Source organism: Actinocrinis sp. (assembly GCF_035946395.1).
Classification (GTDB): Bacteria; Actinomycetota; Actinomycetes; order Streptomycetales; family Catenulisporaceae; genus Actinocrinis.
This window is the reverse complement of the sequence record NZ_DASYZI010000420.1, coordinates 32805-39898: the sequence shown is the minus strand read 5'-3', so window position 1 is coordinate 39898 and position 7094 is coordinate 32805. Positions and strand designations below refer to the sequence as shown.

Below are 7094 nucleotides of genomic sequence, written 5' to 3'. Positions count from 1 at the left end.
GCCCTGCCGGTCATCGCGAAGACGCTGTCCGACATGAACCTGATCCACCGCAACGTCGGCCAGCTGACCCTCGCCACCGGGGTGGTCGACGACACCGTCGGCTGGTTCATCCTCTCGATCGTCTCCGCGATGGCCGTCAACGGCGTGAGCGGACGCTCGATCGGGCTGTCGCTGACGTACCTGGCCATCGTGGCGTTCTTCGCGGCGTACGCCGGAAAGCGCCTGTTGACCCCGGTGCTGCGCTGGGTTGACCGGGCCGGCGACGCCGGGGGGATGACGGCGCTCGTCGTGGTCATCGTCATGCTGTGCGCCGCGGCCACGCAGGCCGCCGGTCTTGAGGCCTCGCTCGGCGCGTTCACCGCCGGAATGATGATCCGTTCCACCGGGGTGGTCGACCTCAGCCGCCTCGCCCCGCTGCGCGCGGTGGTGATGTCGGTCCTCGCGCCGTTCTTCTTCGCCCTCGCCGGACTGCGGGTGGACCTCGGCGTGCTGGGCCGTCCCGTCGTCCTGATCTCAGCGATCGTGGCGCTGGCCATCGCCGTCGCTGGCAAGTTCGCCGGCGCCTACACGGGCGCGCTGATGAGCAGGCTGCCCCGCTGGGAGGCGCTGGCGCTGGGGGCCGGCATGAACACCCGCGGCGTCATCCAGATCGTCATCGCCACGGTCGGCCTGCGGCTGAAGGTGCTGGACACGGACACCTACACCATCATCATCCTGATCGCCATCACCACCTCGCTGATGGCGCCGCCGATCATCCGCCGCGCGATCCAGCACATCGACGAGACCGACGAGGAGGAGTTGCGCCGGCTCGAATTGGCCGCCTTCCATGACCCGCTGACGCAGCGCTGACGCCGGCCGCGGCGCAGCACCGGCGCAGCCCGGCGAACTCGGCAATCCGGGAGTGACCGCAGGCAATCTGGAAGTGGTCGCGCTGCCGCGCGAGCCGCAGGATTAGGGACACGAGCCAACGCTTTGCGCAGGTCCCCGCCTGGATGCCGTGAAGGGGAACGAAGAACGGTGGCATCAGGGCGATGAGAAAGACGGGGCCCGATCGCGGTGCGGTGCTGCCCTCCCCTCCAGAAGCACCGCACCGCCTCCCGACGGCGGCCCTGCGCACCACGGCCCCGGACCTGACCGGAAAACCGACTGCCCGCCACCGCGCGAGTGCGCGGGGCGGGCAGTCGGCCTTCAGACCGCTGAATCGAGACCGTCAGACCGTCGCCGTCACGCCTGCGCCGCGGCGGCCAACTCGCCGGTGATGTCCTCCAGCGTGCGCTGCTTGGTCTCGGGACCCGCGAACGCGAAGGCCACCGCCGCCATCAGCAGCGGAATCGCGCCGATCAGCGCGGTCACGGTGATCGAGGGGACGTTCTTGCTGGCCACGACGATGGCCAGGATGAGCACGCCGCCCGCCTTCGTCATACCGGCCGCCAGACCGGTGCCCCGCGAGCGCACCATGGTGGGATAGACCTCGGCGGCGTATCCGGCCACCACCGCCACGATCGCGCTGATCCCCGCGAGCGGCGGAACCAGCAGCAACGAGAGCACCGTCTTGTGGTGGGCGAGATAGCTGCCGCCGGTGAACACGAAGCCCAGCAGGGTCAGCGCCGTCAGCCCGGAGAGGAGGATGATCGTGCGCCGGCTGCCCAAGGTGCCGTACATCCAGGCGACCAGCACGGTCAGCGGCAGCCCGAGCAGCGCCGCGTTGCGCACGACGTAGTCGGAGCCGACCGCGGAGTAGCCCAGGTGCTGGAGGTTCGTCGGCACCCACTGCGTGAACCCATAGGTGACCAGGCCGACGCCGACGCCGAGGATGGTCAGCGCGAGGCTGGTCCCGATCAGCGGACGGCGCATCAGGGTCAGGTAGCTGGCGCGGGCGGCGAACTGCTGCTCCGCGGCCGCCTCCTCCTCGGGAACGACCTGGGCCACGGCGCCGTAACGCGCCATCACCGCCCCGGCCTCGGCGTCCCTGCCCCGCGCCAGCAGATACCGCGGCGACTCCGGGATCCACCGGTTGAGCAGGATCAGCACCAGACCGGTCGGCAGTCCGATCAGCCAGAGCATGCGCCAGCTGTAGGTCGGGGTCAGCCAACCGGCCAGCGAGCTGGTGATGACGTAGGCCCCGGCGATGTCACCACCGATCAGCACCATGAGCCAGCCGCGGTGCCGGGCCGGTATGGTCTCGGCGACCAGCGCGAAGATGATCGGCAGCATGGCTCCGGCGCCGACACCCATCAGGAAGCACATCACCAGGTTCCAGGTGAAGCCGGGCATCGCGCCGCAGATCGACGTGCTCACGAAGAGGATGCCCGCGTACAGGATCGAGGCGCGCCGCCCGATCCGGTCGCCGATCTCGCCCCACATCCAGGAGCCGACGACCGTGCCGGTGATGCCCATCAGCGGCAGCCAGGACACCGGGATGCTCCCGTGCGGATTGGCCGGGGACCGCAGCCCGTACTCCGCCGCGACTCCCGGCGCGACGAACGCGAGCGTCGTCGGCTTCATGATGTCGATCGTGACCGCGAGCGCCATGACGATCAGCAGGAGCACGTGCTCGGTGCGGATCTTGGCGTCGTCCAGCGCGGTGACCCTGATGTGGGCCACGTTGCGCTGCACCTCACCGCTGCGCCTGGGCAGGACGCCGTAGAGCGAAAGGCCGAGGCCGATGAAGATCAGGATCATGCCGACGATCATCGACGCGTCCGGGGCCATGCCGGAAAGCTTGTAGTGCATGTCGCGAGCGCCGAAGTACATCGGTAGGTGCAGAGCAACTCCGGTGGTGCACGCGGTGACGCCGGTCCAGAATGCCACGGGGTGTTCGAACCCTCGGAAGGTCGAAGCCCGCGCGGCCGCTGCTGTACTCGCCATAGCCCCTCCAGTGCCGTGCGATGAACGAACAGATTCAGGTCACGCAGATTCAGGCCGAATGCCGTACACGTATATGCGCCCACGACGCCGCGCACGAGCCGAGGCGACACCGTGGGATCGAACGCCGACGCCGCGGAGACGTCTTATTGAATAACTCTGATATACTTGTCGATTCCGACACTGTGCGAACCGCTGGTGAAACACGGCCGGGCCGCCGATCATCCTGAGCCGGATCGGTGGCGACGCACAGCCCCCTCATTGTGAGGCCGCATCATGGCCCTGGCTTCTCGCAAATTGCTGCCGAGTGCTTACGGTTCGGTGAAAGATGCGCTTTGGCCGGCCGAATGGAAAGGGCGCGGCCGCGTTTGCGAAGCGGAGCCGAATCACGCCGAAAGCGCAGCTGGGGCACGCTACCGCGCCGAATGCCCTCATCGCCGTCCGACGAGCGCGGAAATCGTCCGAATGGTCGCGCTTCGGAGCCGGCCGAATAGCGGTGACTACCCGGCGGTAACCACACACCCGCCGCACCCGCGCCACGGAGACGACGTTCGCGCTTCACCGGCGCTACACCATCCAGGTTTCCCGCACTGCGCCTTTCCCGTATCGTGACTTGAAATGTGATCTCGAACCGCTGACCCCTTCCACGACTTGAGAGGACGCAGTGGACGCTGAACTACGGGAGGAGGACGCCGAGGCTCACGTCCACGGCGTCTGTTTCAAGACGGGCCCGCCCGCGCGCGTCGGCGTGGAGCTCGAATGGTTGGTCCACGACCACCTCGACCCGCGCTTGCCGGTCGCCCCCGAGCGGCTCGACGCGGCGGTCGCCGAACTGGCGGCGCGCGGGCTGGTGCGCGGCGGCACGGTGACGCGTGAACCCGGCGGACAGGTAGAACTGAGTTCGCGGCCCGCCGCGAACCTCACCGAGTGCGTGGCCGGAACCGCCGCCGATCTCGCGGCGATGCGCCGGGTCCTCGGCGAATCCGGTCTCGTCATGGTCGGCAACGGCCTCGAACCGTTGCACGATCCGCAGCGCGTGCTCAACCATCCGCGTTACCGCGCGATGGAGGCGCACTTCGACCACATCGGCCCGTGGGGCCGGGTCATGATGCGCAGCACGGCCGCTCTCCAGATCAATCTCGACGCGGGGGACGATTCACCCGGCACGTCCGGCTATCGCCGCCGCTGGGAGCTCTCGCACCGGCTCGGCCCGGTGCTCGTGGCGGCGTTCGCCAATTCCCCGATCCATCGCGGAACGGCTACCGGCTGGTGTTCCACCAGGCAGGCCGTCTGGTCCCGGATCGAACCCGGCCGCACCAACGCACCGCAGCACGACGATGACCCGCGCGCCGCGTGGGTGCGCTACGCCCTCGACGCGCACGTGCTGTGCGTGCGCGGGCCCGAGTCCGCCGACTGGATCGCGCCGCACGGTCTGACGTTCCGCGCCTGGCTGCGCGGAGTCCCCGGACTGCGCCGACCCACTGTCGACGACCTCGACTACCACCTGACCACCCTCTTCCCCCCGGTCCGGCCGCGTGGCTGGCTGGAGCTGCGCATGATCGACGCGCAGCCCGGCGACGGCTGGCAGCTCGCCGCCGCCACGGCGACCGCGCTGTTCGACGATCCCGTCGCCGCCGAAGCCGCATACGAGCTGACCGAGCCGCTGTGCGACGGACCGTCCCCCGTACCGGATCAGGCGGTCTGGACGCGGGCCGCACGGTACGGACCCGCCGACCCCGAAATCGGCAAGGCCGCGCGGGCCGCGCTCGCCGCCGCCGCATCCGCACTCGGCCGGTCCGGGGCGCCGCGGCCGCTGCAAGAGGCCGTCGGCCGCTTCCTGGAGCAGTACACCGAACAAGGCCGATGTCCCGCTCACGACCAACTCGACGCGTTGCGCGGCGACGCGCCGGCGCCGGCCGACTGAAGGAAGGCACATCGTGAACAGCAAGCCCGCCACCTCCGCCGACGACAGTCCCCCGGAGGCGCGCGCCGCCGCCGCGGACCTGCGGGGGCGCGCCCGCGAAGCGCTGCTGGCCGCGCGCGAGCGCACGCTCGCGCTGACCGGCTGCGTGGACGAGCGGGACCTGACCTCCCAGCACTCCCCCCTGATGTCCCCGCTGGTGTGGGACCTGGCGCACATCGGCAACCAGGAGGAGATCTGGCTCGTACGCGAGGCCGGCGCGCGGCCGGGTGTCCGGCCGGACATCGATTCGATGTACGACGCCTTCCAGCACCCCCGCGCCACCCGCCCCGCCCTCCCGCTGCTCTCCCCCGACCAGGCCCGCGCCTACATCGCCGAGGTGCGCGGGCAAACGCTCGAAGTGCTGGAAGGCGCGGTCCTGGACAACGCGGTCCTGGAGCGGCTGGCGGCGGCCAAGGGCAAGCCGGGCGGCGCCGCCTTCCGCGCCGCGCTGGTCGAGGACGCGTTCGTGTTCGGCATGACCGCGCAGCACGAAGTGCAGCACGACGAGACCATGCTCGCCACGCACCAGCTGCGCAGCGGACCTGCGGTGCTCGACGCCCCTCCCCCGCCCCCGGCCGCAGTCGATCCCACCACGCTGCCCCCCGAGGTCCTGATCCCCGGTGGCCCGTTCGTCATGGGAACGTCCGCCGAACCGTGGGCGCTGGACAACGAGCGGCCCGCGCACTCCGTCGACGTCGCGGCGTTCTGGCTGGACACCTTTCCCGTCACCAACGCCGCCTATCGGCAGTTCATCGAGGACGGCGGCTATCAGGACCCGCGGTGGTGGACCGCCGGCGGTTGGGACCACCGCCGCAGCGCCGGGTTGGAGGCGCCGCTGTTCTGGCAGCGCGACGGCGACGGCGACGGCGGCAGTGGCAGCGGCTGGCTGCGGCGGCGCTTCGGCGTGGTCGAGCCCGTGCCGCCGCAGGAGCCGGTGATGCACGTGTGCTGGTACGAGGCCGACGCGTACGCGCGCTGGGCCGGCCGGAGGCTGCCGACCGAGGCCGAGTGGGAGAAGGCCGCCCGGTACGACCCGGCCGGCGGGCGCTCCCGCCGCTACCCGTGGGGTGACGAGGACCCGCAGCCGCACCACGCCAACCTCGCGCAGCGGCACCTGCGTCCCGCGCCGGTGGGCGCCTATCCGGACGGCGCCTCGCCGCTCGGCGTGCACCAGCTGATCGGCGACGTGTGGGAGTGGACGGCGAGCGACTTCCGGTCGTACCCCGGGTTCGCCGCGTTCCCGTACAAGGAGTACTCCGAGGTCTTCTTCGGCCCGGCGTACAAGGTGCTGCGCGGCGGCGCGTTCGGGGTCGACCCGGTGGCCTGCCGTGGCACCTTCCGCAACTGGGACTACCCGATCCGCCGACAGATCTTCTGCGGTTTCCGCACCGCCCGCGACGCCGAAGGAGTCCGTTGATGTGCCGTCACCTTGTCTACCTGGGCAAGCCGGTGCCGCTCGCCGAGGTGCTGACCAAGCCGCCGCACAGCATTTACCGACAGTCGTGGGAGCGAAAGCTCCAGCGCCACGGGAAAGTCAACGCGGACGGCTTCGGCGTCGGCTGGTATCCCATCGTGCAGGCTGCCGACGCGACGGCTGACGAACACGGCGGCGAACGCGGGGACGCCGACGCGCTGAGCCCCGCACGCTACCGGCGCTCGGTGCCGATCTGGACCGACCCGAACCTGACCGACCTGTCCCGAGTCGTGCGCAGCGGGGCCGTACTCGCCGCGGTCCGCTCGGCCACCGCCGGCACCAGCCAGGACGAGGGCGCGGCCGCGCCGTTCCGTGACGGGCCGTGGCTGTTCAGCCACAACGGCGCCGTGCGCGACTGGCGGCGGCTGCCCGACGAGGCCGACCTGGGCCTCGGCCCGGCCGAGTTGCTCGGGCTCGAATCGCTGTGCGACTCGGCGCTGCTGTGGGCGGCGGTGAACGCGCGGCTGCGGCGCGGTGAAACTCCGCAGCAGGCTCTCGCGGCGTTGGTCCGGCTGGTCGCCGCGGTACGTCCGGACGCCCGGCTCAATTTCCTGATCACCGACGGCCGCACCGTCACGGCGACACGCCACGGGGACACACTCTGGTACCGCGCCGAGCCGGGTCGGCTCGTGGTGGCGTCCGAACCGGATGACGACAGCCCGCAGTGGCGTGAGGTCCCCGAAGACAGCCTTCTGCACGGCGACGTCTCAGCCGTCTCCATCCGCCCGCTGGACACGGTTCGAATCAGTACCGCTCGAATCAGTACCGCTCGGATCGACACCGCCCAGATCG

At 70.6% G+C, this 7094-nt stretch carries 4 protein-coding genes and 1 pseudogene; 4 read left to right on the top strand and 1 reads right to left on the bottom strand.

Annotated features, from left to right (window positions below; translation table 11 throughout):
• Nucleotides 1–849: cation:proton antiporter (locus VGS97_RS26600; RefSeq protein WP_326856403.1), on the top strand; the 849-nt coding region annotated here is incomplete at its 5' end.
• A 375-nt stretch (nt 850–1224) separates the two neighbouring features.
• Here VGS97_RS26600 and VGS97_RS26595 read toward each other — a convergent pair.
• Nucleotides 1225–2811: an MFS transporter gene (locus VGS97_RS26595; protein ID WP_326856402.1), complete on the bottom strand. Its 1587-nt coding sequence runs from the start codon at nt 2809–2811 to the stop codon at nt 1225–1227.
• 718 nt (nt 2812–3529) lie between these two features.
• On the opposite strand from VGS97_RS26595, the gene egtA reads away from it, so the two are divergent.
• From egtA to egtC, 3 genes and pseudogenes are all read left to right on the top strand, one after another.
• Complete coding sequence (gene egtA, locus VGS97_RS26590; RefSeq protein WP_326856401.1) at nt 3530–4789, top strand: ergothioneine biosynthesis glutamate--cysteine ligase EgtA; 1260 nt, start codon at nt 3530–3532, stop codon at nt 4787–4789.
• Between the two features lie 10 nt (nt 4790–4799).
• Nucleotides 4800–6245 (top strand): ergothioneine biosynthesis protein EgtB, encoded by a 1446-nt coding sequence (gene egtB / locus VGS97_RS26585; protein WP_414641842.1) that lies wholly within the window; start codon nt 4800–4802, stop codon nt 6243–6245.
• Nucleotides 6245–7021: pseudogene (egtC, locus tag VGS97_RS29695) on the top strand (ergothioneine biosynthesis protein EgtC); the annotation flags it as partial. The gene egtB and the pseudogene egtC, both read left to right, overlap by 1 nt.
• Nucleotides 7022–7094 lie beyond the last annotated feature (73 nt).